Source organism: Lysobacter zhanggongensis (genome assembly GCF_046638635.1).
Taxonomy (GTDB): Bacteria; Pseudomonadota; Gammaproteobacteria; order Xanthomonadales; family Xanthomonadaceae; genus Novilysobacter; species Novilysobacter luteus.
In genome coordinates this window covers 19,293-41,184 of sequence record NZ_JBJXHK010000009.1, presented here as the reverse complement: position 1 = coordinate 41,184, position 21,892 = coordinate 19,293, and the positions used below count along the sequence as shown (strand labels likewise).

The window sequence follows — 21,892 nt, the reverse complement described above, 5'->3', positions numbered from 1 at the left end:
CGGTTACTGGTCTTCGTCGAAGCGGCGCTCGAACAGAGCCGTGACGGCGTCGGCCGCCACCGCTTCGTCCTCGCCGTCGACCCGCAGCTTTACCGGCGTGCCCTGGCCGGCGGCCAGCAGCATCACGCCCATGATGCTCTTGGCATTGACCTCGCGGCCCTTGGCGATCAGCGTGACGTTGCAGCGGTACGGCGACAGCAATTGCACCAGCTTCGCGGTGGCCCGGGCATGCAGCCCCAGGCGGTTGGTTACGGTCAGTTCTCGTTCGATCATGGCGTTGTTCCTTTGGCCTCGGGCTATGGCCTGGCTTCCTGCCACCCCGGGGGAGGCGGATCAGGTTCCGTCAACGCCGCTGAAGACGCTCCCTGTCAGGCGTCGTCCATCAGCACGCCGTTGCGTGCGCCGGCGGCCGCAACCGCCGGCAGTTCGTCGAGCGTGAGCTCGGCGTAGTTCATGACTCTCAGCAGCATGGGCAGGCTCAACGCCGAAACGCGTTTGACCGGTGTGCCGAGCCGGGCCACCTTGGCCGCCAGGTTGCTGGGCGTCGCGCCGTACAGGTCCGTCAGGACCAGCACGCCATCGCCGCTGTCCACTCGCCGCAGTGCCGCGCTGGCCTGCGGCAGCAGCGCGTCGGGGTCGCCGTCGAACGACACCTCGAGCGCCTCGCAACGCAGCGGCAGCGACCTCAGCAGTCGGGTGGCGACCGCGAGGGTCGCGCTGCCGATGCCCGGATGGGTGATGAGGAGGACGCCGATGGCCATTGCAGGAAGTTAACAGACAGCTGTCGGAGGCGGGAAGCGGGGAGCCCGGCCCGCCACGTATTCTCAGTCCAGTTCGCGGTGGTGGACAGCCACTTCGTCCCAGCCGTGTTCGCGCGCGTGGGCGGCCAGGCGTTCGGCGAGATAGACCGAGCGGTGACGGCCCCCGGTGCATCCGAATGCGACGGTGATGTAGCTGCGGGTGGAGTCGGCCCGCATACGCGGCAGCCAGGTATCCAGGAAACGGGTGACCTCGGTCGCGTACGCGTCCGCTTCCGGCTGGGCATCCAGGTGTTCCGCAACGGCGGCGTCGCGGCCCGACAACGGGCGCAGCACCGGGTCCCAGTGGGGATTGGGCAGGCAGCGGGCGTCGAAGACGAAGTCTGCGTCGGCGGGTACCCCGCGGCGGTAGGCGAACGATTCGAACAACAGCGAGACGGTGCTGTCGTCGCCCAGGCCGAACTCGGTGATCACCCGGCGGCGCATCTGGTGCACATTGAGGTCGCTGGTATCGAGCACGATGTCGGCCAGCTGCCGCATCGGCTTGAGCACCTGCCGCTCCAGCGCGATGGCGTCGGCCAGCGCCAGGCCGAGATTGCTCAGCGGGTGGCGCCGGCGGGTATCGGCGTAGCGCTTGAGCAGCACTTCGTCGCGGCTCTCGAAATAGATCAGGCGTGGGTCCAGCCCCATTTCGCCCACTGCCGACAGCCACGCGGGCAGGTTGCTGAGGTCGCTGTGGCTGTTGCGCACGTCGATGCCGACGGCGAGCTTGGCGGACGTGGCGCCATCGCCAGTGGCACTGCGCACGAACTGCGGCAGCAACTCGGCCGGCAGGTTGTCGACGCAGTAGTAGCCCAGGTCCTCGAAGGTCTTGAGCGCAACCGACTTGCCCGAGCCGGACATGCCGCTGACGATCACCAGGGTGGCGTTACCGGGGACGATGGCCATGTCAGAAGTCGCCGCGTTCGAGGAAGTTGCTGTGCCGCGCGATGAACGCCGCCGCCGGGTCCATGCCTTTCATCCGCAGGCTGTGCAGCCGGGTCGCAGCCTCGGCCAGCACCGCCAGGTTGCGGCCGGGCATGACCGGCAGGTTGGTCATCGGCACATCGAGGTCGAGCACCCGGCGGACGCTGTTCTCGCCGGTCAGCCGCTCCAGCCCGGTCGGCTCGGCGGCATCGGTGCGCTCGTGGCCCGGACGGGTCAGGTGGATGATCAGGCGCAGGTACTTGTTTGCCTTGACCGCCGTGTCGCCGAACATCTCGCGGATGTTGAGCACGCCCAGCCCGCGGACCTCCAGCAGGTCCTGGATCATCTCGGGACAGGTGCCATCCAGCACGTCGGGCGCGATCTGGGTGAACTCCGGCGCGTCGTCGGCGACAAGCCGGTGGCCGCGGCTGATCAGCTCCAGCGCGAGCTCGCTCTTGCCGGCACCGGAGTCGCCGGTGATCAGCACGCCGATCGAGTAGATCTCCATGAACACGCCGTGCACCGTCACGCGGGGTGCCAGCGTCCGTGCCAGGTGGTATTGCAGGTAATTGAGCAGCTCGTGTCCGCGGCGGGTGGAACCCCACAACGGTGTCAGCGATTCCTCGGCCGCCTCCATCAGGTCGGCCGGGCAGGTCTGGCCCTTGCTGATGACCAGCGCGAGCGGCCGGAACTGCATGATCTTCTCGATCGTTTCCCAGCGGTGGCGCGAGTCGAGCGAGTCGAGCCACGCAAGCTCCTCGGTCCCGAGGATCTGCACCTTGTTGGGGTAGATCGCGTTGAGGTAGCCGGCGAGGGACGGGCGGCGGGCGACCGTCTCGACCGCCTCGAGGTAGCGGTCGGCCCCGGCCAGCCCCGCGAACCAGCGCAGGTCGAGGCGCTCGCGCTGCCGTTCGAACAGTTCGCCGGCGCTGATGCGGGCGTTGGACATCGGCATCTCAGCGTTCCCCGTTGGCGGCCCGGCGCGAAGGCTCGGCCGGTGCCAGCAGGCAGTCGCGCAGCGCGTCGACATCGGCCGCCTGGCGCAGCGCCTTGCGGAACGCCGGGTCGCCGAAGCGTTCGGCCAGCTCAGCCAGTTGCTGCAGGTGTTCCTGCAGTGCGTGTTCGGGGACGGCCATTGCCAGCACGAGATCGATCGGCTCGCCATCCGTGGCATTGAAGTCCACCGCCGGGGTCACCCGCAGGAATGCACCTCGGCTGTGCTCCAGACCCTGCACACGACCGTGCGGGAACGCCACGCCGTGGCCGATCGCCGTGCTGGCAAGCCGCTCGCGCGCATGCAGGCTGTCGCGGATGGCCGACTCATGGTCGACGCCGCCCAGCAGGCGCGCGGCCGCATCGATGACTCCAGCCCGGTCCGTGGGCACGTCGACGATCGCAACGCGCCCCGGACTGAGCCAGTCGTGCAATGGCATGGTCAGCCGAACTCGCCGCTGCGGGCCAGGCCCTCGCCACGGCGGTGGTCGACCTGGCGTTCCTTGTGCTTGACGAGCAACCGGTCCAGCTTGTCGGCCAACAGGTCGATCGCGGCGTACATGTCCACCGCCGCGGCGTCGGCGTGCAGCGTCTTGCCGGCCAGGATGATGGTGGCTTCCGCGCGGTGGTCGGGCTTGTCGAGGCGCAACAGCGTGCGGACCTCGAAGGGCTGGTCGAAGTGGCGTTGCAGGCGCGCCAGCCGGGTTTCAACGTAGTCGCGGAGGGCGGCGGTGACCTCGATCTCCTGGCCGTGGATTTCGATACGCATCGGGGGACTCCTCCTACGTCGCGACTGGGGCCTCAGCATATCGCAGTGGATGGCCGGTTCCCCGTTTCAGGCCATGCGCACGCGGTCCTGTGAAGACGGGATGCTCATCGCCTCGCGGTACTTGGCCACCGTGCGCCGCGCCACCGGCACGCCGGTGGCTTTGAGCGTCTCGGCCAGGCGCGCGTCCGACAGCGGTTTGCGCGGGTTCTCGGCTTCGATCAGGCGCCGGATCATCATCTGGATCGCGGTGCTGGACGCCTCCCCGCCTCCGCCGGTGCCGATGCCGGAGGCGAAGAACGCACGCAACGGAATGGTGCCGCGTGGGGTGCGCGCGTACTTGCGTGCGATTGCGCGTGAAACCGTGGACTCATGCAGGCCGATGTCGGCGGCGACCTCGCGCAGCGTCAGTGGGCGCAGCGCGCCCTCGCCAAACTCGAGGAAGCCGGCCTGTTGCCGCAGCAGGCAGCGGGTGACCTTGAGGAGGGTCTCGCCGCGGGCTTCCAGGCTCTTGAGCAGCCAGCGCGCCTCCTGCAGGTGGCCCTTGAGGTAGCTGGCATCGGCCGCGCTGGCGTGCTGGATCATCCCCTCGTAGCCACGGTGGATGCTGACGCGCGGCCGCATGCTGTCCGACAGTGCGACCCGCCAGATGCCGTGCTGGCGCCAGATCACGACATCCGGGGTGACGTAGGTATCGGTCGAGATGGCGCCCATCTGCGCGCCCGGGCGCGGATCGAGCGAGCGCAGCAGTTGCACCGCCGTCTCGACCTCCTCCAACGGGAGTTTCATTTCGCTCGCGATACCGGTCGCGCCGATCTTCGGCAGCCGTTCCAGCGGGCCGTCGGCCAGCGTGCAGGCGAGCTCCCGGCCCGGGGTGTCCTCGTCGAGCGTGCGCAGCTGCAGGCGCAGGCATTCGCCCAGGTCGCGCGCACCGACACCGGCGGGATCGAAGCGCTGGATCTGGCACAGCGCGGTCTTGATCTCGTCGTCGCTGGCGTGCAGTTCTTCGCCCAGGGTGCTGGCGATGGAATCGAGCGACTCGCGCAGGTAGCCGTCGTCGTCGATCGACTCGATCAGCGCCACTGCAATCTGCCGGTCGCGCGGCGACAGCGGGCTCAGGTGCAACTGCCACAACAGGTGGTCGTGCAGGGTTTCCGATTCGGCCACCTGTTCGGCCTGCAGGCCGTCGTCGTCGGGGTCGGCCGGGCCTGTGCGCTGGTACCACGTGTCGCCGTCGCTGCCGGTCCAGTCAGCCTCGGGTGGCGCGGGAGTGTCGAGCGAGGTGTCGTTTGCGTCCGCGGCACCATCATCGGCGGAGGCGGCCGTGTCACCGGCACTGATCGCCGATTCCGTCCAGTCCAGCAGCGGATTGGATTCCACCGCGGTGGCCAGTTCGGCTTCCAGCTCGGCGGCCGACAACTGCAACAGGCGGATGGCCTGCTGCAACTGCGGCGTCATGACGAGGTGTTGACCGAGGGAGGCTTGGAGGCGGGGCTTCATGATGTGGGACAAACGCGAGCGGGGGTGGGCGACGGCCGCTGCGCTGCATCATGCCGGTGCGCGCACCGGACTTGCCCTTGGGGCTACAGGCGGAAGGTTTCGCCCAGATAGACGCGACGTACGTCGGGGTTGGCCAGCAGTGCGTCCGGAGCCCCCTGCGCAAGCACGCTGCCCTCGTTGAGGATATACGCGCGGTCGCAGATTCCCAAGGTTTCGCGGACGTTGTGGTCTGTGATCAGCACGCCGATGCCGCGGTTCTTGAGGTGGCTCACGATTCGCTGGATCTCGCCGACAGAAATCGGGTCGACGCCGGCAAACGGTTCGTCGAGCAGCATCAGGCGTGGTTTGCCGGCAAGCGCGCGGGCGATCTCGACCCGGCGGCGCTCGCCACCCGACAGGCTCGCGCCCTGCTGGTCGGCGACGTGGGTGACCTGAAGTTCGTCCATCAACGAAGCCAGTTCGCGCTCGCGCCCCGCCTTGTCGAGGTCGTCGCGCAGTTCCAGCACGGTCATGATGTTGTCGGCGACGCTGAGCTTGCGGAACACCGATGGTTCCTGCGGCAGGTAGCCGACGCCGTACTTGGAGCGCACATACATCGGGTCGCCGGTGATGTCCTTGCCATCGAGCGTGATCTGGCCGGCATCGGCCGGGACCAGCCCGACGATCATGTAGAAGCATGTGGTCTTGCCGGCACCGTTGGGGCCAAGCAGGCCGACGACTTCGCCCGCGTCCAGGGTCAGCCCGAAATCACGGACCACCTCGCGCGAGCGGTAGGTCTTGCGCAGGCCCTGCGCGACCAGCATCAGCCACCCTCCGCCGGGTTGTCGGCGTCGGCGGCGTCGTCGGGCGGGGTCTCCGCGCCGGCGCCCGTCTTGGGCAGGATCCGCATCTTGACCCGGCCGTTGCCTTGGCCGCCGCTGGTGACCTGGCCGGTGGACATGTTGTAGACCACCCGCTCGCCCGCCAGCGATCCGCGGGGCTGCTGGATATCGACGTTGCCGGTGAACACCACGGTTTCGTTGGAGACGTTGTAGTCGATGCGGCTGGCCACCGCGCTCATCGGCGTGCCGTCGTCCAGCTCCTGCCGGAGCCGTGCCGGGCTGCCGGTCAGCAGCACCCGCGAGATGTTGCCGCTGCGCGTGCTGATCTCGGCGCGCGCGGCTTCCGCGTGCAGGGTGCCCTGATCGATGGTGACGCCACCCGACAGCACGGTCGGGGTGCTGTCGTCCAGCGTGCCCTGCTGCATGCCGGACTCGATCTCCATGGCCTTGGACCGGTCGGATTTGCGTGCGTCGACCACCGGACTGGCCAGCACCGCGAGGGCGACCAGCAGCGACGTGAGGGTGACCCTCGGCGGGATGTTATGGGACATAGCGGGAGGTGACCTCGGATTGGAGCGTGTACTGCTTGCTGGCCAGGCTCACTTCGAGACCGACGCCGCGGAGTATAGAGCCGGGCCTGTCAATGGAGACCGCCACGGGCGAGGCCACGCGGTCGGCTTCGGGGAATACGTTCAGCTGCTCGGTGCGCACCACCACCGGCGCGCCGGTGCTGCCATCGCTTTCGGCCTTGACCGCGTCGCGCAGCCGCAATTCGTCGCCGTTGGCACTTACCCAGCCGTGCTCGGCGGTAACCTGCCAGGCATCGCCCGAACCCTCGCGCGGCGGGATCAGAAACAGCGGGGTGACGATCTCCATGGTCTCGTCCGCGGGATCGCGCTCCAGCTTGGGCGCGCGCAGGGTGAACGACTCGTTGCCGTTCGCATCCAGCGCGACCATTTCGAAGTCGTGAAGCACGTAGTCGGAGCGGCCACCGGCGGCGACGGTCCGCTCGACCTGCTCCTCGCGGTCCGACCACAGCGCCCAGCCACTGGCCAGTGCAATGACCAGCAGGACGGCCGACACGATCGTCCGCCAGCTCATGCGGTGCCTTCCACGCGCATGCCCTCGACCCGCGTCACCTCGTCCAGCAGCGCCTCGACCCGGCCCTGCGCGGCCAGCAGCAGGTCACAGAACTCCCGCACCGCGCCAAGCCCGGCCGAAGCCGAGGTGCGCCAGCGCACGCGTTCACGCACCCAGGGATGCGCGCTGGCCGGCGCGGCCGACAGGCCCACCTGCAGCATCACGCGCAGGTCGGGCAAGTCGTCGCCCATGAAGGCCACTTCGTCCATAGAGATCCCCAGGCGCTCGGCGATCTCGCCGACGCGCGCCAGCTTGTCCTTCACCGCCGTGTGCACTTCGGTGATGCCAAGTTCGGCAGCGCGCTGCTCGGCAATCGAGCTGGTGCGCGCGGTGATGAAGGCGACTTCGATGCCCGCCTGGCGCAGCAGCACCATGCCAAGCCCGTCATGCACGTGGAACGCCTTGAGCTCGCGCCCATCGGTGTCGAACAGCAGCCGGCCGTCGGTCAGCGTGCCGTCGACGTCGAAGCACGCGAGGCGCACGCGCGCCGCGCGCTCGCGGACCGGGGCGGGGTAGTCATTGTGATGGTCGTAGGGCACGGCGTCCTGGATCGCTTGTCTGTGTGGAGGCGTGGCGTTGCCGGGCCGCCCGTTAAACCACCCGTGCGCGCAACAGGTCGTGAATGTTGAGCGCACCGACCACGCACTGTGTGTCGTCGACCACCAGCAGGCCACTGATCTTGTGCGCTTCCATCAGCTGCGCGGCCTCTACGGCCAGCGCGTCCTGGCCGATCGTCCGCGGCGCACGGGTCATGACCTCGGCGATCCGGGTGGTACGCAGGTCGACGTGCTCGTCGTCCAGGCTCCGGCGCAGGTCGCCGTCCGTGTAGAGGCCGAGCAGGCGCCCGTCGTCGTCGACGATCGCGGTCATGCCCAGGCGCTTGTGGCTCATCTCGACCAGCGCTTCGCTGACCGTGGCGTCGGCACCCACGCGCGGCACGTCGTCGCCGCCATGCATGACATCGGCAATGTGCAGCAACAGCTTGCGGCCGAGCGCGCCGGCGGGGTGGGACCGCGCGAAGTCGTCGGCGGTGAACCCGCGCGCCTCCATCAGCGCCACCGCCAGTGCATCGCCCATCGCCAGCGAGGCGGTGGTGCTGGAGGTCGGGGCCAGGTCGATCGGGCAGGCTTCGGCCGGCACGCTCACGTCCAGGTGGACATCGGCCGCACGCGCCAGGCTCGACGCCGGCCGGCCGGTCATCGTGATCAGCGGGTTGCCCTGGCGCTTCAGCACCGGCAGCAGCATCAGCACTTCGTCGCTCTCGCCCGAGTATGAAAGGGCGAGGACGACGTCGGCATCGGTGATCATGCCCAGGTCCCCGTGGCCGGCCTCGCCGGGGTGCACGTAGAACGCCGGGGTGCCGGTGGAGGCCATCGTGGCGGCGATCTTGCGGGCGACATGGCCGGACTTGCCCATGCCCGTGCAGACCACGCGGCCGCGCGCCGCCAGCATCAGCCGGCAAGCCTGGCTGAAGTCGCCGTCGAGTCGGTTGCCGACCGCGGCCAGTGCCTCGGCCTCGAGCTGGAACACGCGGCGACCGCTGGTAGCCAGGGCGGCCGAATCGTGGGTGGGGAGTGCCGTTTCGGGATGTGCCATTTTCCGGGCAGGGGCTTTCCGCTAGGCTGACTGGCTAGTGTAAGCGCAATCGCGCGCTGCCCCGTCCCCCGTGAGCGACCCGTCCGTGAATCCCCAGACCATCCAGACCCTGATCGAGCAAGGCCTTCCAGGCGCCACGGCGCAAGTGCAGGGCGACGACGGGGTGCATTTCGAGGCGACCGTGGTCTGCGATGCTTTCGCCGGCAAGCTGCCGCTGGCGCGCCACCGCATGGTGTACGCCACGCTCGGCGAGCGCATGGGCGGCGAGATCCACGCGCTGGCGCTGAAGACGCTGACGCCCGCCGAAGCCGGCCGCGGCTGATCGCCATGCAGAAGATCGTGGTCGAAGGTGGCATCCCCCTGTCGGGCGAGGTCCAGATCTCCGGCGCCAAGAACGCGGTGCTGCCGATCCTGTGCGCGACGCTGCTGGCCGACGGAGCGGTCGAGATCAGCAACGTGCCCCACCTGCATGACGTGGTCACGACCGCCAAGCTGCTGGCCGAGATCGGTGCCGGCATCAGCATCGACGAGCGATACGGGATCACCGTCGATCCTACTACCGTGCACAGCCAGGTCGCGCCGTACGAACTGGTCCGGACAATGCGTGCCTCGGTGCTGGTGCTCGGTCCGCTGCTCGCCCGCTACGGCCACGCCGAAGTGTCCCTGCCGGGCGGCTGCGCGATCGGCTCGCGCCCGGTCGACCTGCACATCAAGGGGCTGCAGACACTCGGCGCGACGGTCACCGTCGAGAACGGCTTCATCAAGGCGCGTGCCGACCGGCTGCGCGGCGGGCGCCACGTATTCGAGCTGGTCAGCGTCGGCGCCACCGAGAACGTGCTGATGGCCGCGACGCTGGCCGAGGGCACCACCATCCTCGAGAACGCAGCGATGGAGCCGGAGATCGTCGACCTGGCCGAATGCCTGATCGCGCTGGGTGCGCGTATCGAGGGCGCGGGCACGGGACGGATCGTGGTGGAGGGCGTGGAGCGCCTGCACGGCGGCGCGCACTCGGTGGTCCCGGACCGCATCGAGGCCGGGACCTTCCTGGTCGCTGCGGCCATGACCGGCGGCCGCATCACCGCACGCCGGACCCGGCCGGACACGATGAAGGCGGTGTTGGCCAAGCTGGCCGAGGCCGGCGCCGAGCTGGAGTGCGAAGGCGACCGCATTACGCTCGACATGCAGGGACGCCGGCCGAAAGCGGTCAACATCACCACCGCCCCGCACCCGGCGTTCCCGACCGACATGCAGGCGCAGTTCATGGCGATGAACTGCGTGGCCAGCGGCGTCGGCGTGATCAACGAGACGATCTTCGAAAACCGCTTCATGCACGTCAACGAGCTGCTGCGCCTTGGCGCGGACATCCGGGTGGACGGCCACACCGCGGTCGTGCGCGGGGTGGAGCGCCTCAGCGGTGCGCCGGTCATGGCCACCGACCTGCGCGCGTCGGCGTCGCTGATCCTCGCCGGACTGGTCGCGGAAGGACAGACCACGATCGACCGCATCTACCACCTGGACCGCGGCTACGAGAACATCGAAGAGAAGCTCTCCGGGCTCGGCGCGAAGATCCGCCGGATCGACTGACGCCGCCGCGGACGTTGCCAAAAAAAGCCCCGCGTCATGCGGGGCTTTTCATTTGGCGTGCGGACAGGGCAGGTCAGTCGACCGACGTCACCTTCAGGTCGATCGTATCCTTGCCGTCCTTGCGCTGCAGGATCCGCGCGGGGACCGGCATGCCGTCGACCACCCAGGCGATCGTCTGCTTGTCGCCATCGGTGTTGACCAGCTTGGTGGCCTGCTTCTTCTGCCCGCTGACGCTGATCTGCTCGGTGCCGGCGACCTTGTAGCTCATCTGCTTGATCCGGCCGTCGTCCACCATCCGGTACTTCAGCGGCTTGCCGGCTTCGACATCGCGGACCAGTGCCAGGTTGATCATCAGAGCGTCCATGTCGCCGGGCTGCAGCTTGATCGGCGCCGAGCGCTCCTCTTTCACGTCGCCGCTCCAGCGGGCCACGCCCTCGGCCCAGTCGTACTCGGCCTGCTTGTCGGATTTCTTGACCAGCACCTTGGACGAGTCGCTGCTGCTGATCGGACGCCACTTGCCACCGTGCTCTTCGAACACGGTCTTCTGGCTCAGCGATGCCAGCGAGTTGCTGATGTCCAAGCTGTAGCGCCAGCGGTTCGCGCCGGCGGACGACAGGGTCATCCGGCCGTTCGCCTGCATGCCCATGTAGGTCGCCTGGTAGTCGGCGGTGAACGGCTCGATGGCGAACGCGGGGGCGCTCGCGGCGACCAGTACGGCCGATGCGGCGAGCCCGGTCAGCCAGCGACGCGGGCGGAACGTGTTGGTCGTGTTGATCGACATCTATTCGACTCCCTTGTATTCGACCAGGCGCAGGTCATAGGTGTCCTCGCCATCTTCTCGCTGGAGGATGCGGATCGGGGTGGGCACGTTCTTGGCCACCCAGATGACGGTCTCCTCGTTTGCATCCTTCGCCCGGGTGGCTTTCAGCGCCTTGTAGCCCAGGCCCCCGACACTCAGGCTGTCGGGCTGGTCGGCGACGACGTACACGTGTTCGCGCGTGCGGCCGTCATCGACGAAACGGTAGTTCAACGTCTTGCCCGGCTCCGCATCGCGGATCACCGCGAGGTTGATCAGCAGGCCGGTCATGTCGCCATCCTGCAGGGCGATCGGGCCGCGGCGATGTTCCTTGACTTCGCCACTCCAGGTCGCGCTACGGGACGACCAATCGTAGACACCGATGGTTTGCTTGCGGGTGAACACGGTCTTGTTGACTGTCGCCTGGCTCAGCGGGCGGTAAGTTTCGCCGGATTCGTAGAACACGGTGCTCTGCTCGGCATTGATCCCCGCCAGCCCGATCAGGCCGCGGGTGCCACGCATCACCAGGTCGACGCGCCAGCGCGGTGGCTGCTGCCGCACCAGTTGCATGGTGGCCTCGCCCAACGGCTTGCCGCCGCGGTAGACCAGGTAGCTGGCCACGAACGGTTCCAGCTCCGGTGCGGGGGTTTCAAGGATGGCGCCGGTGTCGGGCACCGCGACCGGCTGCGCCTGTTGCGCGGTGGTCGCGAACGGTGCCAGGACGAGGGCGAGGGCAAGCAGGCGGTTGCGCATGTGTCAGTAGGCCGATGGGTTGATGGGGTCGATCTGGAACGTGTCGTCGTCGAGCAGTTGCAGCGGTTGGTCGAGCGGCTGGCCATCCAGGCGCACCTGCATGTCGCTTCCCGTCGACAGCCGCCGCTGGGCGAGCAGTCGCAGGGTCGCANCGTCGAGCAGTTGCAGCGGTTGGTCGAGCGGCTGGCCATCCAGGCGCACCTGCATGTCGCTTCCCGTCGACAGCCGCCGCTGGGCGAGCAGTCGCAGGGTCGCAACCAGCAGTGGGTGCTCCCGGGCCAGCACGCGGCCGGCAAGCCCGGCGGCGTCGTCGCCGGGCAGTACCGGCACCCGGGCCTGCGCGATCACCGGGCCGCCGTCCAGCTCGGGCGACACGAAATGGACGCTGGCCCCGTGCTCTTCCACCCCGGCGTCGAGCGCCTGCTGGTGGGTGTGCAGGCCCTTGAACGCCGGCAGCAGGGACGGATGGATGTTGACGATCCGGCCCAGCCGCGCGGTCACCGCGAACTCGCTGACCAGGCGCATGTATCCCGCACAGACGATGAGATCGGGATGAACGGCGTCGACCTGACTGAACAGGTGTTCATCGAATGCCAGCCGGGTCGCAAAATCGCGTGGCCGGACCGCAAGCGCGGGGATACCGGCATCCCGGGCGCGATCCAGCGCCGGCGCCTTGGGCCGGTCGGAAAACACGCCGACCAGGCGTGCCGGCACCCGCCCCGCGGCGATCGCGTCGATGACGGCCTGCAGGTTGCTGCCGGTGCCGGAGGCCAGCACCGCGATGCGGAATGGCGCGCTGTCCATGGCGTCGGCCAGGCCTATGGGCGGGTCAGGCGATCCGTACGCGCTCGCCACCACCGGCGGCCACCACCGTGCCGATGCGGCGGTTGGGCAGGTCCATGCGGTCGAGCTCGGCCTCGATGGCCGCCGCGCCGGCGGGCGGGACCACCAGCACGAACCCGATGCCGCAGTTGAAGGTGCGCCACATCTCGGCGTCCTCCACCGCACCCTCTCGCTGCAGCCACTCGAACACCGGCGGCAGCACGATGGCCGCGGCGTCGATATCCAGACCCAGGCCGTCGGGCACCACCCGGATGATGTTCTCGGACAGGCCGCCACCGGTGATGTGCGCCATCGCGTGGACCGAGCCGCCGTGCTCGCCGCGCAGGAGTTCCAGCACCGGCTTCACGTACAGGCGAGTGGGGGCCATCAGCGCGTCCAGGAGGGGCACGCCGCCGACCTCGACGTCGGTGGGGCGTCCGGCGCGCTCGTAGATCCGACGGATCAGCGAGTAGCCATTGGAGTGCGGGCCGGAAGAGGCGATGCCGATCAGGACGTCGCCGGCCTCGACCCGCGCGCCGTCGCGCAGCTGGGACTTCTCGACCGCGCCGACCGTAAAACCGGCCAGGTCGTACTCGCCGGGGCCGTACATGTCCGGCATTTCGGCGGTTTCGCCACCGATGAGGGCGCAACCGGCTTCCTCGCAGCCGCGGGCGATGCCGCCGACCACCGCCACCGTGGTCTCGATGTCGAGCTTGCCGGTGGCGAAGTAATCCAGGAAGAACAGCGGCTCGGCGCCCTGCACCAGCACGTCGTTGACGCACATGCCGACCAGGTCGATGCCGATGGTGTCGTGGCGGCCCAGCTGCTGGGCCAGCTTGAGCTTGGTGCCGACGCCGTCGGTACCCGAGACCAGGACGGGCTCGCGGTACTTGCCGGACAGGTCGAACAACGCGCCGAATCCACCCAGGCCACCCATGACCTCGGGACGGAAACTGCGCTTCACCAGCGGCTTGATCCGCTCCACCAGCTCGTTGCCGGCGTCGATGTCGACCCCCGCGTCGCGGTAGGTCATGGGCGTCGGGCGGGGCGGGTTGGGAGCGGTCACGGCGGGCTCGATGGCGCAGGGAGGCGCAATTCTACCAGCGCGCCTGCAAAGCACGCCCGCCAAGCGCGCCGGTGGAGCGCGCGTGTTGGAGCGGCCCGTGGCGGCGCGTGCGTGCGGCGCCGTCACGGGCCTTCCAATGGACGTGCCGGCGCCCGTGCGGCACCATTTCGGGATTCCCCCAGCGGCAGGACAACGATGGTGCGCACAACAGGCGTGGCAATCGACGCGGCAGCCCACCCGGAGACCCGGCGACCGATGCGACGCGGGTTCGCGCGTGCGGCCGGTGCCTGGGCGCTGGGCATGGCCCTGCTGCTGGCCACGTTTACCGCCGGAGCGCAGCGGGTAGAGGGCGATCGTGCCGCGGCGCAGGGCGTGTACTCGGCCGAGGTCGAAGTCAACGGGCAGGGCGCCGGCGAGCGCAATGCCGCGTTCGCGCGCGCGCTGGCGCAGGTCCTGGGCAAGTTGTCGGGTGACCGCGGGACCGCCTCCCGGCCCGGCGTCGGGCAGGAGCTGCGACAGGCCGAGCGCTACGTCAGCGGGTATGACTACCGGCAGGACGAGGGCGTGTCGGCCAGCGGTGCGCCGAGTTTCAAGACCACCCTGGTGGTGCGCTTCGACCGTGAACAGATCGATTCGTTGGCTGCGGCGCTGGGCCTGCCCGTCTGGCCGCAGCCGCGGCCCAAGCCGGTGCTGTGGCTGGCGATCGATGACGGCAGCGGACCGAAGCTGGTCGGCCTGCCGAAAGCGGCCGCCGCCCGCACCACGCTGCAGCGCGCCGAACAGCGCGGTTTCCGCCTCGGCCTGCCCAACGGCAGCGCCGCCGAGCAGGCGCTGGTGGGCGCGATCTGGCGTGGCGACACCGCCGCCGTGGCGCGCGCTTCACGCCGCTACAGCCCGCCGATGCAGTTGATCGGCAAGCTCTACCGCCACGACGGCGGATGGAAAGCCGACTGGACCTTCGTCGACGATGGCCGCGTGCTGTCGCGCTGGTCCGAAGAGGGCGGTAATGCGCTGAAGGTGATGGCCACCGGTGCCGACGGCGCCGCCGACGCCCTGATGAAGCGTTACGCCAAGGCGCCGGAAACCGGCCCGGCCGGTACCTACCGGATCTCCTTTACCGGCCTCGATAGCGCTGACGATTACGTGCGGCTGTCGGGTTACCTGCAGCGGCTGGCGGTGGTCCGTGGTCTGACGCCGCTGACCGCATCGCCCGACTCGGTCGCCTTCGACGTCGAGTTGATCTCGGGCGTGTCCGGGTTCAACCGCCTGGTCGACGGCGGCGACGTGCTGGTGGATGCCTCGGTCGAGGGCGGGGAGCCGGTGTACCGGCTGCGCTGATGGACCATCCCAACCCGCTGGACGACATCGCCCGGTTCCTCCGGCGGCTGCAATGGGCCGCGGTCGGCCTGTTCGTGTGCTGGCTGCTGTGGTTGCTGGCGCCGATCCTGACCCCGTTCGTGCTGGCGGCGCTGCTGGCATGGCTCGGCGACCCGCTGGTCGACCGCCTGGAGCGGGCCGGGCGCCGCCGCAACGTCGCGGTGACGCTGGTGTTTACCGCGATGGCGCTGGTGGTGCTGCTCGGACTGGTGCTGCTGGTGCCAACGATCGAGAGCCAGATCGCGACCCTGATCACGTCGATGCCGACCTACCGGGAGTGGTTCATCGGCACCGCGCTGCCGTGGCTGGAAGCCCGGTCGGGGCTCGACATCACCGGCTGGCTCGATTTCAACCGGCTGATCGAGTTGCTGCGCAGCAACTGGGAGCGCGCCGGCGGTTTCGCGACCACGCTGCTGGGCTACATGTCGCGCTCGGGCTTCGCGTTGCTGGCGATGGTGGCCAACATCGTGCTGCTGCCGGTGATCACGTTCTTCTTCCTGCGCGACTGGGACCTGCTTGTGGCGAAGATCGCCGCGCTGGTTCCGCGCGACCACACCGCGACGGTCGGGCGCCTGGCCAGCGAGTCCAGTGACGTGCTCGGTGGCTTCCTGCGCGGACAGTTCCTGGTGATGCTGATCCTCGGCGTGATGTACGGCGTCGGACTGTGGGCGGTCGGCCTCGACCTGGGGATACTGATCGGCATCATCGCGGGCCTGCTGACCTTCGTGCCGTACCTCGGGCCGGCCAGCGGCATCATCCTGGGCTGCATCGCGGCACTGGTGCAATACGGCGACTGGCAGCACGTCGCCGGGGTGCTGGCGGTGTTCGGCATCGGCCAGGTGATCGAGAGCTACTGGCTGACGCCGAAACTCGTGGGTGACCGGATCGGCCTCCATCCGGTGGCGGTCATCTTCGCGGTGCTCGCGGGCGGCCAGCTGTTCGGTTTCCTCGGCATGCTGCTGGCGCTGCCGGTGGCGGCGGTGGCCAACGTGCTGCTGCGCTACGCGCAGGAGCGCTACACGCACAGCCGGCTGTACGCCGGCGACCACCCGGCGATCGTGCTGGGTGAGGCCCATGACGCGCCGGTGATCCAGTACCCGCGGGAGCCGGAGGCCGAGTGAACTCCCCGCGTTCCGGGCCGGAGCCGCCGGTGCAGTCGGCGTCGGCCGTTCCGCAGTTGCCGCTCGCGTTGCGCGCGCCGCCCGACCAGCGCCTGGACACCTTCGTAGCACCGCCGCCCGGCGTGGTGGAGCAACTGCGTGCGCTGGCCAGTGGCGGCAGTGGGGACTGGCTGCTGTTGTGCGGGCCGCTGGGCACCGGCAAGACCCATCTGCTGCTGGGCGCCTGCGCGGAGGCGCACGCGGCCGGCCGGCGGGCGGCCTACCTGCCGCTTGCCGCAGCCGCGGGCCGGTTGGGCGAGGCGCTGGAAGCACTGGAAGGGCATGACCTGATCGCGCTGGACGGGCTGGAGGCCATCGCCGGCGCGCGTGACGACGAGGTCGCGCTGTTCCATGCCCACAACCGCTCCCGGGCAGCCGGGACCCGGATGGTCTATTCGGCCCGCGCCAATCCGGAAGCGCTTGAGTTGGCCCTACCCGACCTGCGTTCGCGGCTATCGCAATGCACCCGGGTCGTGCTCCAGCCGCTCGACGACGAAGGCCGCCGCGAGGTGCTCCGCCAACGCGCGCGGCGCCGCGGCTGGGCGCTGGAGGAGCCGGCGCTGGAGTGGTTGCTGCGACGGGTCGGGCGCGACCTCGGGGGCCTGACCGCGTTGCTGGACCGGCTGGACCGCGCTTCGCTGGCGGCGCAGCGCCGGATCACCGTGCCGTTCCTGCGGCAGGTGCTGGGCGCCTGAGAGGGCTCTGGTAGCCCGGCCACCGCGCCGGCACCTGTTGATCAGCGGTTGCGTGCTTCGTCTTCCAGGACGGCGTCGAGGTCTGCCAGGCGCTGTGGCGTGCCCACATCGGTCCAGCGGCCGCGGTGGTGTTCGCCGCTGACGGCGTTGCGCGCCATCGCCGCACGCAGCAGCGGTGCAAGCTTGAAACGCGGCGGGTCGCGCTCGGCGCCGTCGGCCGTGCCGATCACCTCGCGCCAGCGCTCGAACAGGGACGCACGGTAGACACCGATGCCGGAGAACGTGAGGCGCCGCGGCCCGTCGGATGTAAGCCGGTCACCGTCGAGCGCGAAGTCACCGGACGGGTTGTGAGCGGGGTTGTCGACCATCACCAGGTGCGCATCGCCCGCGGGAGCGGACGGCAGGCGCGCATAGTCGACGTCGCTCCAGATGTCGCCGTTGACCGCGATGAAGGCATCGTCGCGCCCCAGCAGGTCCAGCGCCCGCCACATGCCGCCGCCGGTCTCCAGCGGGTCGGGGCCCTCGTACGAGTAGCGGATGCGCATCCCCCAGCGGGCTCCGTCACCGAGCGCCTGCGGGAACTGGTCGGCCAGCCAGCTGGTGTTGATGACAACCTCGTCGACACCGGCTGCGGCCAGCTTCTCCAGGTGCCAGCCGATCAACGGCTTGCCGCCCGCCTCGAGCAGCGGCTTGGGCGTGCGCGCGGTCAGCGGGCGCATCCGCTCGCCGAGGCCGGCGGCCAGGACCAGGGCTTTCATTGCGATGGGCTGCTGGTGGCAAGCGCCGGGCGCACGTGGCGGTCGATGATCGACCCCAGTGGCGCCAGCTCCGGGTAACGCGGAACCACTTCGTCGAGGTAGCCGACGAACCGCGGCACGTCGGCCAGGTACTTCGGCTTGCCGTCGCGGTGGTGCAGCCGGGCGAAGATGCCGATGACCTTGAGGTGGCGCTGCACGCCGATCAGGTCGGCGTCGCGCCGGAAGTGCGCCAGCGACGGCACCGGCAGGCCGGCCGCGGCGGCGCGCGCGTGGTACTGGTCGAGCCAGTCCGAAACACGGGACTCGGGCCAGCTCACGAACGCGTCCTTGAACAGGCTCAGCGCGTCGTAGGCGATCGGACCGCACACAGCGTCCTGGAAATCCAGCACCGCAGGGCCATCGTCGACCGGCATCAGGTTGCGCGGCATGTAGTCGCGGTGCACCAGCACCTGGGGCTGCGCCAGCGCGGCGTCGACCAGGAACCGGTAGACCGCCTCCAGCTGCTCGAGTTCGGCGCACCCCAGCGTCGCGCCCAGGTGGCGGCCCAGATACCAGGTGTCGAACAGGCCAAGCTCGCGGGCCAGCAGCGCATGGTCGTAGGCCGGCAGCGCCGGCGGGCAGGGGATTGCCTGCAGCCTGAGCAACTGGTCGATGGCCGCGTCGAACAGCGCGTCGGCATTGCCGGCGTGGATGACGTGCAGGTAGGTGTCGGCGCCCAGGTCCTCCAGCAGCAGGAAGCCGGCATCGGTATCGCGCGCGAGCACCCGAGGCACCCGCACGCCGCCGCCCTCGAGCAGTTCGCCGATCGCCAGCCACGGGCGAACGTCCTCCTTGTCCGGCGGCGAGTCCATCACGATCACGCTGGTGCGGCCGTCGAGGGCCGTCGCGGCGCGCCAGTAGCTGCGGAAGCCGGCATCGGTGGACGCGCGCACGAGTTCCAACCCGGCATTGCCGGTGGCGGCGCGGGCCCAGGCCAGGCGCTCGGCGGCGCGGTCGTGGGAGTCGTCGGGGGGCAGGGTCATGCAGGCTCCGGCGCGGCGGGGGCCGCGACTGCACAGGGTACTGGTGCGCCTGCGCCGGGGGAACGGCCGACGGACGCCTGAAATGCAGACACCCCGGCGAACCGGGGTGCCTGGGCGCTCAACATCAATGGGTTCAGCGCGGAGGACGGACCGTCTTGCGACGCGTCGCCATCTGGTAGATGAAGAGCAGCACGATCGCGGCGAGGATCGCGATGGCCCAGACCAGCAGGCGGTTGTCCACGCCCATCGCGTCGGCGACATACCCACCGACCACCGCGCCGACGATGCCGAGCAGGATCGTCATGATCCAGCCCATCGGATCCGAGCCGGGTTTCAGGAAACGCGCCAGCACGCCAATCACGGCGCCGCCGATGATGTACCCCAGGATGCCATCGAACATTGCGTTGCTCCTCAGCAGTGGGTGGATACCACGCCCGATCGTAGCACCGGCGCCGCACCCGCCCGGCTACGTCAGCAGCAGCCGTGCTCGCCGCGCTCCTGGGTGCTCGCCGCGGCCGCCACGCCGGTGGTCTCGCCCCGCTGGCCGGCCTGGTGGTGGTCGGCGATCACGCGGGCGACGCTGGCGGTAACCCGCTTGCCCATCGGGATGTGCAGGAACTCGTTGGGCCCATGCGCGTTGGAATGCGGGCCGAGCACGCCGGTGATCATGAACTGCGCGCCCGGGAACTTCTCGCCGAGCATGCCCATGAAGGGGATCGAGCCGCCTTCGCCCATGTACATCGCCGGCTTGCCGAAGAACGCCTGGCTGGCGTCGTCGATCGCCTGGTTGAGCCACGGCGACTGCGCCGGGGCGTTCCAGCCGCTGGACGACTTCTCCAGTTCGAGCTCGACATGGGCGCCATTGGGCGGGTTGCTCAGCAGCACGTCCTTGAGAAGCTCGCCGGCCTTGCGGCCGTCCAGGGTCGGCGGCAGGCGCAGCGACAGCTTCACCGCGGTGTGGGGACGCAGCACGTTGCCGGCCGAGTCCAGCGACGGCATGCCGTCGATGCCTGTCACCGACAGGGCCGGTCGCCACGTGCGGTTGAGCACCAGTTCGGCAAGCGTGTCGTCCATCGGGGTCATCCCGTCCAGCAGCGGGAACTTGTCGAATACCGCAGTGCCCAGCACTTCGGCCGCGCGACGTGCCTGCTCCAGCCGCTCGGCCGGCACTTCCACGTGCAGGCCTTCGATCAGGATCCGGCCGGTGGTCTCGTCCTCCAGCCGCGACAGCAACTGGCGCAGCAGTCGGAAGCTCGATGGCACCACGCCGGAGGCATCGCCCGAGTGCACGCCTTCGTCGAGGACCTTCACGGTGAAGTTGCCGCCGGCCAGGCCGCGCAGCGAGGTGGTGCACCAGAGCTGGTCGTAGTTGCCGCAGCCCGAGTCGAGGCAGACCACCAGCGACGGCTTGCCGATGCGGTCGGCGAGGTGGTCGACGTAGGCGGGCAGGTCGTAGCTGCCGGATTCCTCGCAGGCCTCGATCAGCACCACGCAACGTGCGTGCGGCAAACCCTGCTCGCGCAGTGCCATCACCGCCGTCAGCGAGCCGTAGATCGCGTAGCCGTCGTCGGCGCCGCCGCGGCCGTACAGCCGGTCACCCTTGATCACCGGCTTCCACGGGCCGAGGTCGTCGTCCCAGCCGGTCATCTCGGGCTGTTTGTCGAGGTGGCCGTACAGCAGCACGCAGTCCTCGGCGCTGCCGCCGTTGGCCGGCGGGATGTCGAGGAAGATCAGCGGGGTGCGTCCCTCCAGTCGGACCACCTCGACCTGCATGCCCTCGATGGCCTGCGACTTCGCCCAGCCTTCCATCAGCGCGACCGCCTGGTCCATGTAGCCGTGCTCGACCCACTGGGCGTCGAACATCGGCGACTTGTTGGGGATGCGGATGTACTCGACGAGCTGGGGAACAATCTGCTCGTCCCACTTGGCGTCTACGAAGCGCTGGATGCGGGCGTGGTCGATCGTGCTGGCAGCCATGGCGGAGTCCCGGATTGCAAAGAGGCCAATTGTAGCGCCCGTCGCGGTGGGGCTTTTCCTACACGGTGTGGCGGCATCGGCCGGCCGGCGCGAGGCGTTTTCGACGATGGGCGGGTGCCGGCCGCCCGCGGAGACTGTTCTCACCGGCGGACAGGGCCGGCCACCCACCAAGCAAGGAGCTCGCCATGAAATCCACCTTCCGACTCGCCGCCATGTCCCTGCTGCTGCCGCTGCTCTTCGCCGGCGCGGCCTTCGCCGCCGAAAAGGTGGACATCAACACCGCCGACGCCGCGACCCTCGACGAGGTGCTGCTCAACGTCGGGCCGTCGAAGGCGCAGGCGATCGTCGACCACCGCAAGGCCAACGGTGCCTTCCGCAGCGCCGAGCAGCTGGCGCTGGTGAAGGGGATTGGTTTGGCAACGGTCGAGAAGAACCGCGATCGCATCGTCGTCGGCGGTTCTGCCAAGAGCGGCGGCAAGGCGTCGGCCGCGCGCTGAGTCGCCGCTGCGGTCTGACGGTTTAGCGGGCAGGACGCCCGCAGGAAAACGGGGGAGAGACTCCGGACAAGGACGTGCGCCACCCGCCCCCGGAAGGAACCGGGGCGGGTGGCAACCTGCGTGGTGTACCGCCGGGGTGACGCCGGCGGATGGCTAGACTGTTGGCCCGACCGAACCGCACGCGCCGCCAAATGCCCGCCACATCCCGTGTCATCCCCGCCAACGAGTACCGCCGCGAGCGCTGGCGCAACCAGCTGGGGTGGACGCGCGAGATCTGCCGCAACGGCGATGGCGACGCGTGGGACTGGCGGTTGTCCATCGCCGAGATCGAACAGGACGCGGCGTTCTCTTGCTTCCCCGGCATCGACCGGGAATTGGTGCTGTTGGCCGGCAACGGCCTGCGGCTTCGCTTCGACGATGGGGAGTGCATCGACCTGCAGCCGCCGCACGAGCGCCACCGGTTCGCCGGGGAGCGGGGCGTGACCGGCGAGCTGGTCGACGGCCCCACCCACGATTTCAACCTGATGTGGCGGCGCGGCCGGGTCGAGGCCGATCTGTGGCACCGGCCGCTGGTCGGGCCGATGGTGATCTTCGCCGAGCCGCACTCGACCTGGGTCGTGCACCTGCTCGCCGGCCAGGCACGCTTTGCCGACGACTCGGGGCTGCCGGCGCTGGCGGCCGGTGACACCGCGCTGTTCGCGGCCGGTACCGCCCGGTTGCGCCATGTCATCGACGGCGGTGGGGAAGCGCTGTTGATCCGGCTGACGGGTGCCGGGGCCGGCATTGGCGAGAAGATCGCTTCGGCCCGCTGATCGCCGCCGCCGACCAGATCCCGCGATCGGATT

General features: G+C 69.5%; 26 protein-coding genes and 1 pseudogene. 7 read left to right on the top strand and 20 right to left on the bottom strand.

Going from position 1 to position 21,892, the window contains the following annotated elements; genetic code table 11:
- Positions 1 to 3 precede the first annotated feature (3 nt).
- From ACKVMH_RS03140 to ACKVMH_RS03085, 12 genes are all read right to left on the bottom strand, one after another.
- Complete coding sequence (locus ACKVMH_RS03140; RefSeq protein ID WP_215219772.1) at positions 4 to 273, bottom strand: HPr family phosphocarrier protein; 270 nt, start codon at positions 271 to 273, stop codon at positions 4 to 6.
- Between the two features lie 95 nt (positions 274 to 368).
- Positions 369 to 761: a PTS sugar transporter subunit IIA gene (locus tag ACKVMH_RS03135; RefSeq protein ID WP_215219773.1), complete on the bottom strand. Its 393-nt coding sequence runs from the start codon at positions 759 to 761 to the stop codon at positions 369 to 371.
- A 63-nt stretch (positions 762 to 824) separates the two neighbouring features.
- Entirely contained in the window at positions 825 to 1,706 is an 882-nt protein-coding gene (gene rapZ / locus ACKVMH_RS03130) for an RNase adapter RapZ (RefSeq protein WP_215219774.1), read from the bottom strand.
- A gap of 1 nt (position 1,707) precedes the next feature.
- Positions 1,708 to 2,673, bottom strand: coding sequence for an HPr(Ser) kinase/phosphatase (gene hprK / locus ACKVMH_RS03125; RefSeq protein ID WP_215219775.1), 966 nt, complete (start codon positions 2,671 to 2,673; stop codon positions 1,708 to 1,710).
- 7 nt (positions 2,674 to 2,680) lie between these two features.
- Positions 2,681 to 3,157, bottom strand: a complete 477-nt coding sequence (locus ACKVMH_RS03120) for a PTS sugar transporter subunit IIA (protein WP_412699193.1) — start codon at positions 3,155 to 3,157, stop codon at positions 2,681 to 2,683.
- Between the two features lie 2 nt (positions 3,158 to 3,159).
- Positions 3,160 to 3,486 (bottom strand): ribosome hibernation-promoting factor, HPF/YfiA family, encoded by a 327-nt coding sequence (gene hpf, locus ACKVMH_RS03115; protein WP_215219777.1) that lies wholly within the window; start codon positions 3,484 to 3,486, stop codon positions 3,160 to 3,162.
- Positions 3,487 to 3,552: 66 nt separating this feature from the next.
- Entirely contained in the window at positions 3,553 to 4,983 is a 1,431-nt protein-coding gene (locus ACKVMH_RS03110) for an RNA polymerase factor sigma-54 (RefSeq protein WP_412699192.1), read from the bottom strand.
- An 83-nt stretch (positions 4,984 to 5,066) separates the two neighbouring features.
- The gene (gene lptB / locus ACKVMH_RS03105; protein WP_215219779.1) at positions 5,067 to 5,786 is read right to left on the bottom strand and encodes an LPS export ABC transporter ATP-binding protein; all 720 of its coding nucleotides are present in this window, start codon (positions 5,784 to 5,786) and stop codon (positions 5,067 to 5,069) included.
- Entirely contained in the window at positions 5,786 to 6,355 is a 570-nt protein-coding gene (gene lptA / locus ACKVMH_RS03100; RefSeq protein WP_412699191.1) for a lipopolysaccharide transport periplasmic protein LptA, read from the bottom strand. The genes lptB and lptA overlap by 1 nt, the downstream gene beginning before the upstream one ends.
- Positions 6,345 to 6,905, bottom strand: a complete 561-nt coding sequence (gene lptC, locus ACKVMH_RS03095; protein WP_215219781.1) for an LPS export ABC transporter periplasmic protein LptC — start codon at positions 6,903 to 6,905, stop codon at positions 6,345 to 6,347. The genes lptA and lptC overlap by 11 nt, the downstream gene beginning before the upstream one ends.
- Positions 6,902 to 7,483 (bottom strand): KdsC family phosphatase, encoded by a 582-nt coding sequence (locus tag ACKVMH_RS03090; RefSeq protein ID WP_215219782.1) that lies wholly within the window; start codon positions 7,481 to 7,483, stop codon positions 6,902 to 6,904. Before ACKVMH_RS03090 ends, lptC begins: the two co-directional genes overlap by 4 nt.
- Before the next feature lie 52 nt (positions 7,484 to 7,535).
- The gene (locus ACKVMH_RS03085) at positions 7,536 to 8,540 is read right to left on the bottom strand and encodes a KpsF/GutQ family sugar-phosphate isomerase (RefSeq protein WP_412699190.1); all 1,005 of its coding nucleotides are present in this window, start codon (positions 8,538 to 8,540) and stop codon (positions 7,536 to 7,538) included.
- A gap of 85 nt (positions 8,541 to 8,625) precedes the next feature.
- Between ACKVMH_RS03085 and ACKVMH_RS03080 the strand changes: the two genes are divergently transcribed.
- Positions 8,626 to 8,862: a BolA family protein gene (locus ACKVMH_RS03080; protein WP_412699189.1), complete on the top strand. Its 237-nt coding sequence runs from the start codon at positions 8,626 to 8,628 to the stop codon at positions 8,860 to 8,862.
- A gap of 5 nt (positions 8,863 to 8,867) precedes the next feature.
- Positions 8,868 to 10,124 carry a UDP-N-acetylglucosamine 1-carboxyvinyltransferase gene (gene murA, locus ACKVMH_RS03075; protein WP_412699188.1) on the top strand — a complete coding sequence of 419 codons (1,257 nt, stop codon included), beginning with the start codon at positions 8,868 to 8,870 and terminating at the stop codon, positions 10,122 to 10,124.
- A 73-nt stretch (positions 10,125 to 10,197) separates the two neighbouring features.
- Here the strand turns inward: murA and ACKVMH_RS03070 are convergent, their stop codons facing one another.
- From ACKVMH_RS03070 to purM, 4 genes and pseudogenes are all read right to left on the bottom strand, one after another.
- Positions 10,198 to 10,905, bottom strand: coding sequence for a DUF3108 domain-containing protein (locus ACKVMH_RS03070; RefSeq protein ID WP_412699187.1), 708 nt, complete (start codon positions 10,903 to 10,905; stop codon positions 10,198 to 10,200).
- A complete protein-coding gene (locus ACKVMH_RS03065) occupies positions 10,906 to 11,673 on the bottom strand; it encodes a DUF3108 domain-containing protein (RefSeq protein WP_215219787.1) in 768 nt (255 codons plus the stop codon).
- A 159-nt stretch (positions 11,674 to 11,832) separates the two neighbouring features.
- Positions 11,833 to 12,477: pseudogene (gene purN, locus ACKVMH_RS03060) on the bottom strand (phosphoribosylglycinamide formyltransferase); the annotation flags it as partial.
- 25 nt (positions 12,478 to 12,502) lie between these two features.
- Positions 12,503 to 13,528: a phosphoribosylformylglycinamidine cyclo-ligase gene (purM, locus tag ACKVMH_RS03055; protein WP_215220278.1), complete on the bottom strand. Its 1,026-nt coding sequence runs from the start codon at positions 13,526 to 13,528 to the stop codon at positions 12,503 to 12,505.
- A gap of 288 nt (positions 13,529 to 13,816) precedes the next feature.
- Here purM and ACKVMH_RS03050 point away from each other — a divergent pair, with 288 nt between their 5' ends.
- The 3 genes from ACKVMH_RS03050 to hda are packed head-to-tail and all read left to right on the top strand — an operon-like array spanning position 13,817 to position 16,793.
- A complete protein-coding gene (locus ACKVMH_RS03050) occupies positions 13,817 to 14,899 on the top strand; it encodes a DUF2066 domain-containing protein (protein ID WP_412699186.1) in 1,083 nt (360 codons plus the stop codon).
- Complete coding sequence (locus tag ACKVMH_RS03045; RefSeq protein WP_412699185.1) at positions 14,899 to 16,059, top strand: AI-2E family transporter; 1,161 nt, start codon at positions 14,899 to 14,901, stop codon at positions 16,057 to 16,059. The genes ACKVMH_RS03050 and ACKVMH_RS03045 overlap by 1 nt, the downstream gene beginning before the upstream one ends.
- Positions 16,056 to 16,793 carry a DnaA regulatory inactivator Hda gene (gene hda / locus ACKVMH_RS03040; RefSeq protein WP_412699184.1) on the top strand — a complete coding sequence of 246 codons (738 nt, stop codon included), beginning with the start codon at positions 16,056 to 16,058 and terminating at the stop codon, positions 16,791 to 16,793. Before ACKVMH_RS03045 ends, hda begins: the two co-directional genes overlap by 4 nt.
- Positions 16,794 to 16,834: 41 nt before the next feature.
- On the opposite strand, the gene murU is transcribed toward hda, so the two are convergent.
- The 4 genes from murU to ACKVMH_RS03020 all read right to left on the bottom strand — a co-directional run bounded on the left by murU (position 16,835) and on the right by ACKVMH_RS03020 (position 20,535).
- The gene (murU, locus tag ACKVMH_RS03035) at positions 16,835 to 17,551 is read right to left on the bottom strand and encodes an N-acetylmuramate alpha-1-phosphate uridylyltransferase MurU (protein WP_412699183.1); all 717 of its coding nucleotides are present in this window, start codon (positions 17,549 to 17,551) and stop codon (positions 16,835 to 16,837) included.
- Entirely contained in the window at positions 17,548 to 18,573 is a 1,026-nt protein-coding gene (locus tag ACKVMH_RS03030) for an aminoglycoside phosphotransferase family protein (RefSeq protein WP_412699182.1), read from the bottom strand. The genes murU and ACKVMH_RS03030 overlap by 4 nt, the downstream gene beginning before the upstream one ends.
- A 133-nt stretch (positions 18,574 to 18,706) precedes the next feature.
- On the bottom strand, positions 18,707 to 18,973 hold the full coding sequence (locus tag ACKVMH_RS03025; RefSeq protein ID WP_215219792.1) for a GlsB/YeaQ/YmgE family stress response membrane protein: 267 nt from the start codon (positions 18,971 to 18,973) through the stop codon (positions 18,707 to 18,709).
- A gap of 71 nt (positions 18,974 to 19,044) precedes the next feature.
- Positions 19,045 to 20,535: a M20 family metallopeptidase gene (locus ACKVMH_RS03020; RefSeq protein ID WP_215220281.1), complete on the bottom strand. Its 1,491-nt coding sequence runs from the start codon at positions 20,533 to 20,535 to the stop codon at positions 19,045 to 19,047.
- A gap of 200 nt (positions 20,536 to 20,735) precedes the next feature.
- On the opposite strand from ACKVMH_RS03020, the gene ACKVMH_RS03015 reads away from it, so the two are divergent.
- Complete coding sequence (locus tag ACKVMH_RS03015) at positions 20,736 to 21,047, top strand: ComEA family DNA-binding protein (RefSeq protein WP_215219793.1); 312 nt, start codon at positions 20,736 to 20,738, stop codon at positions 21,045 to 21,047.
- 191 nt (positions 21,048 to 21,238) lie between these two features.
- Positions 21,239 to 21,859 carry a HutD/Ves family protein gene (locus tag ACKVMH_RS03010; protein ID WP_412699181.1) on the top strand — a complete coding sequence of 207 codons (621 nt, stop codon included), beginning with the start codon at positions 21,239 to 21,241 and terminating at the stop codon, positions 21,857 to 21,859.
- Positions 21,860 to 21,892: the final 33 nt, after the last annotated feature.

What these genes read in the sequence shown, in the direction of transcription:
- ACKVMH_RS03045 (WP_412699185.1), top strand. Translation starts at nt 14,899, where the DNA reads ATGGACCATCCCAACCCGCTGGACGACATCGCCCGGTTCCTCCGGCGG.
- ACKVMH_RS03050 (WP_412699186.1), top strand. Translation starts at nt 13,817, where the DNA reads ATGCGACGCGGGTTCGCGCGTGCGGCCGGTGCCTGGGCGCTGGGCATG.
- lptC (WP_215219781.1), bottom strand. Translation starts at nt 6,905, where the DNA reads ATGAGCTGGCGGACGATCGTGTCGGCCGTCCTGCTGGTCATTGCACTG.
- murU (WP_412699183.1), bottom strand. Translation starts at nt 17,551, where the DNA reads ATGAAAGCCCTGGTCCTGGCCGCCGGCCTCGGCGAGCGGATGCGCCCG.
- ACKVMH_RS03085 (WP_412699190.1), bottom strand. Translation starts at nt 8,540, where the DNA reads ATGGCACATCCCGAAACGGCACTCCCCACCCACGATTCGGCCGCCCTG.
- hpf (WP_215219777.1), bottom strand. Translation starts at nt 3,486, where the DNA reads ATGCGTATCGAAATCCACGGCCAGGAGATCGAGGTCACCGCCGCCCTC.
- lptB (WP_215219779.1), bottom strand. Translation starts at nt 5,786, where the DNA reads ATGCTGGTCGCGCAGGGCCTGCGCAAGACCTACCGCTCGCGCGAGGTG.
- ACKVMH_RS03110 (WP_412699192.1), bottom strand. Translation starts at nt 4,983, where the DNA reads ATGAAGCCCCGCCTCCAAGCCTCCCTCGGTCAACACCTCGTCATGACG.
- hprK (WP_215219775.1), bottom strand. Translation starts at nt 2,673, where the DNA reads ATGTCCAACGCCCGCATCAGCGCCGGCGAACTGTTCGAACGGCAGCGC.
- lptA (WP_412699191.1), bottom strand. Translation starts at nt 6,355, where the DNA reads ATGTCCCATAACATCCCGCCGAGGGTCACCCTCACGTCGCTGCTGGTC.
- rapZ (WP_215219774.1), bottom strand. Translation starts at nt 1,706, where the DNA reads ATGGCCATCGTCCCCGGTAACGCCACCCTGGTGATCGTCAGCGGCATG.
- ACKVMH_RS03065 (WP_215219787.1), bottom strand. Translation starts at nt 11,673, where the DNA reads ATGCGCAACCGCCTGCTTGCCCTCGCCCTCGTCCTGGCACCGTTCGCG.
- murA (WP_412699188.1), top strand. Translation starts at nt 8,868, where the DNA reads ATGCAGAAGATCGTGGTCGAAGGTGGCATCCCCCTGTCGGGCGAGGTC.
- ACKVMH_RS03070 (WP_412699187.1), bottom strand. Translation starts at nt 10,905, where the DNA reads ATGTCGATCAACACGACCAACACGTTCCGCCCGCGTCGCTGGCTGACC.
- ACKVMH_RS03120 (WP_412699193.1), bottom strand. Translation starts at nt 3,157, where the DNA reads ATGCCATTGCACGACTGGCTCAGTCCGGGGCGCGTTGCGATCGTCGAC.
- ACKVMH_RS03015 (WP_215219793.1), top strand. Translation starts at nt 20,736, where the DNA reads ATGAAATCCACCTTCCGACTCGCCGCCATGTCCCTGCTGCTGCCGCTG.
- ACKVMH_RS03025 (WP_215219792.1), bottom strand. Translation starts at nt 18,973, where the DNA reads ATGTTCGATGGCATCCTGGGGTACATCATCGGCGGCGCCGTGATTGGC.
- ACKVMH_RS03135 (WP_215219773.1), bottom strand. Translation starts at nt 761, where the DNA reads ATGGCCATCGGCGTCCTCCTCATCACCCATCCGGGCATCGGCAGCGCG.
- purM (WP_215220278.1), bottom strand. Translation starts at nt 13,528, where the DNA reads ATGACCTACCGCGACGCGGGGGTCGACATCGACGCCGGCAACGAGCTG.
- ACKVMH_RS03030 (WP_412699182.1), bottom strand. Translation starts at nt 18,573, where the DNA reads ATGACCCTGCCCCCCGACGACTCCCACGACCGCGCCGCCGAGCGCCTG.
- ACKVMH_RS03010 (WP_412699181.1), top strand. Translation starts at nt 21,239, where the DNA reads ATGCCCGCCACATCCCGTGTCATCCCCGCCAACGAGTACCGCCGCGAG.
- ACKVMH_RS03140 (WP_215219772.1), bottom strand. Translation starts at nt 273, where the DNA reads ATGATCGAACGAGAACTGACCGTAACCAACCGCCTGGGGCTGCATGCC.